General features: G+C 55.1%; 3 protein-coding genes. 2 read left to right on the top strand and 1 reads right to left on the bottom strand.

Translation table 11 applies throughout. From position 1 onward, the window contains the following. On the top strand, positions 1-459 hold a 459-nt coding region (locus tag QVO51_RS06145; protein WP_288167924.1), incomplete at its 5' end, for a Crp/Fnr family transcriptional regulator. 166 nt (positions 460-625) lie between these two features. Then, positions 626-2,428 carry a phosphoenolpyruvate carboxykinase (GTP) gene (locus tag QVO51_RS06140; protein ID WP_022357661.1) on the top strand — a complete coding sequence of 601 codons (1,803 nt, stop codon included), beginning with the start codon at positions 626-628 and terminating at the stop codon, positions 2,426-2,428. A gap of 82 nt (positions 2,429-2,510) precedes the next feature. Here the strand turns inward: QVO51_RS06140 and QVO51_RS06135 are convergent. Then, the coding region (locus QVO51_RS06135) for a radical SAM protein (protein ID WP_288167923.1) at positions 2,511-3,167 on the bottom strand (657 nt) is incomplete at its 5' end.

Here is a 3,167-nt window from a genome sequence, read left to right as displayed (position 1 = left end):
AGCCGTACCATTCTGGAACGGGTGGAGGAGGGCGGACTGTTCGGTGAATGTTTTGCTTTTTCCGGCAATCAGGACGCCATCTATGTAACCGCCGACACGGACTGCGAGATCAGCTTCATCACCTACGATGAGATCTCCAAGCGATGCAGCAACGCCTGCGCCTGCCACACCCAGATCACGGAAAATCTGTTCCGGCTCATTTCCGAAAAGGCGCTGGGTCTCAGTGAACGGGTGGAGGTGCTGAGCCGCCGCTCCATCCGGGATCGTCTGCTGTGCTATTTTAATCTGTGTGCGGATCACGCCAAGCAGACTGTGTTCTCCATTCCCTTTACGGGCACCGCTTTGGCGGATTACCTGTGTGTGGACCGGAGCGCCATGCTCCGGGAGATCCGGAAGCTGAAAAACGAGGGCATGATCGAAATGGATAAGCGGCAGGTCACAGCAAGGTTTTTGCAGTAATGCCGAAATGGCATAGAGGTATGCCAAAAAAATAACAAGGATTTTGATTCCCGGACTTGACACCGGGGTGCCATTCGGCTATAATAGTATTTGTGGAAAATTTGATTTTCCGAGGGCGGCGCTGGTTTGCTGCCGAAATTCCGTAATTGTTTAAGGAGGAATCATCATGTCACTAACAAAGAACCCGAATGTCAACAAGTGGGTTGACGAAATGGTTGCACTGACAAAGCCTGATAAGGTAGTCTGGATCGATGGCTCCCAGGCGCAGCTGGATGCGCTGACCGATGAGGTTTGTGCGCTGCCCGAGGGCAACAGAGATAAGATGTATCGTCTCAACGAGGAAAAGCTCCCCGGATGCCTTTATCATAGAACCCTGCCCAACGACGTAGCCCGTGTTGAGGACAGAACCTTTATCTGCTCCCGCAACAAGGAAGACGCAGGCCCCACCAACAACTGGTGCGATCCCAAGGAAATGTACGCAAAGCTGACCCCTCTGTTCGACGGGGTTATGAAGGGCAGAACCATGTATGTGATCCCTTATTCCATGGGTCCCATCGGTTCTCCTCTGGCAAAGGTTGGTGTAGAGCTGACTGACTCCATCTACGTTGTTCTGAACATGCACATCATGACCAGAATGGGTGTAGCTGCATTCGAGAATCTGGGTGATACCTCCAATGACTTTGTACGTGGCCTCCACTCCAAGGCTGACGTAGATCCGGAGAAGCGTTACATCGTACACTTCCCGGAGGATAACACCATCTGGAGCATCAACTCCGCTTACGGCGGCAACGTTCTGCTGGGCAAGAAGTGCTTCGCACTGCGTATCGCTTCCTTCCAGGGCAAGAACGAGGGCTGGATGGCAGAGCATATGCTGATTCTGGGTCTGAAGAAGCCCGGCAAGGAGACCAAGTACATCTGTGCAGCGTTCCCCTCTGCATGCGGTAAGACCAACCTGGCAATGCTGATTCCGCCGGAGCTGTACAAGGAGCAGGGCTACGAGGTATTTACCGTTGGTGACGATATTGCATGGCTCAAGCCCGGTCCGGACGGCAGACTTTATGCCATCAACCCGGAGAACGGCTTCTTTGGCGTAGCGCCCGGCACCAATGCAAAGTCCAACTACAACGCACTGGCATCCACCAGAAAGAACACCATCTTCACCAACGTTGCCATCAACAACGATGACATGACCGTTTGGTGGGAGGGTCTGGACAAGAATCCGCCGGAGAATGCAACCGAGTGGAAGGGCGAAAAGGTAAACGGCAAGGAATTTACCGCTGCCGGCAACAAGCTCGCACACCCCAACTCCAGATTTACCGCACCGGCAGAAAACTGCCCCTGCATTTCTCCTGAATTCAACAACCCCCAGGGTGTGCCGATCTCTGCCATCATCTTTGGCGGCCGTCGTGCAGCAACCACCCCGCTGGTATATCAGTCCTTTGACTGGACACACGGCACCTACGTTGGTTCCGCTGTTTCCTCCGAGACCACTGCCGCTGCAACCGGCGCAGTAGGCGTACTCCGCCACGATCCTATGGCTATGAAGCCCTTCTGCGGCTACCACATGGGCGACTACTGGGCTCATTGGCTGGAAATGGGCGAGAAGCTGGGCGACAAGGCTCCGAAGATCTTCAACGTCAACTGGTTCAAGCAGGATGAGAACGGTCACTTCATCTGGCCGGGCTTCGGCGACAACATGAGAGTGCTGGACTGGATCGTAAAGCGCTGCGACGGCGAGATCGACGCAGAGGAGACTGCCATCGGTTACCTGCCCAAGAAGGGTGATATCAACGTTTCCGGCATTGAGGACGAGGTAACACCGGAGATCATGGACAAGCTGCTGGCTGTTGACAAGGATCTGTGGACCAAGGAAGTTTCCGAAATGCGTGAATTCTACAAGCAGTTCGGTGACAGACTGCCGAAGGCTCTGGCTGCTGAGCTGGATATGCTGGAGAGCAGACTGAAGTAAGCTTCATTTTCTTTCCAAGCTGCATGCGTTTTGCATGCGGATAAAAAGAAATAACCCGGGAGGTGCGCCCTCCCGGGTTATTTTATTCCCCCTCAAACTGCGGGATGAAGCTTTCGGAGGCGGCTTCCCCTTCCTGGGTAAAGCCGTTTTCCACTCCAAGCGCTACTGCATAGTCCACCACTGCGTCATACTCCTGCCGGGTGACCCGGCGGCACAGCAACGGATCCTGCTGTACCCAGGGCAGGGGGGTGTACTGGTTCATCAGACTGATCCAGATCCGATCTCCGTAGGTGTGATACAGATATTCCACCACCGCCCTGGAATCCGCCGTCTGCCCCGGCAGCAGCAGATGCCGCACGATGACGCCCCGCTCCATCATGCCCTCCGGGGAGAACCGGGCTGCGCCGGTCTGCCGCACCATTTCCGCCAGAGCAGGCTTTGCCGCTTCTGCATAATCTGCTGCGTGGGAGTATGCCCCGGACAGGGCGGTGCTTAGGTACTTGAAGTCCGTCAGATACACGTCCACCCACCCCTCCAGAAGTTTCAGGGTTTCCGTGTTCTCATAGCCCCCGGTGTTGTATACAATGGGAATGTGGAGTCCCTGTGCCTTTGCCAGCTGCAAGGCGTCCAGGATCTGGGGCACCATATGGGTCGGGGTCACCAGGTTGATGTTGTGGGCATGCTGTTCCTGTAGATCCAGAAAAGCATCCGCCAGCTGCTGCACGGTATATGGCTTGCC

It is taken from the genome of Ruminococcus sp. CAG:379 (genome assembly GCF_000434255.1).
In the GTDB taxonomy this organism is placed as follows: domain Bacteria; phylum Bacillota; class Clostridia; order Oscillospirales; family Ruminococcaceae; genus Ruminococcus_F; species Ruminococcus_F champanellensis.
The sequence above is the reverse complement of the archived record's forward strand: the minus strand, read 5'-3'. Positions and strand labels throughout refer to the sequence as shown.

Bases quoted from the DNA above. Each gene is read 5' to 3' on its own strand.
- QVO51_RS06140 (WP_022357661.1), top strand. From the start codon at position 626: ATGTCACTAACAAAGAACCCGAATGTCAACAAGTGGGTTGACGAAATG.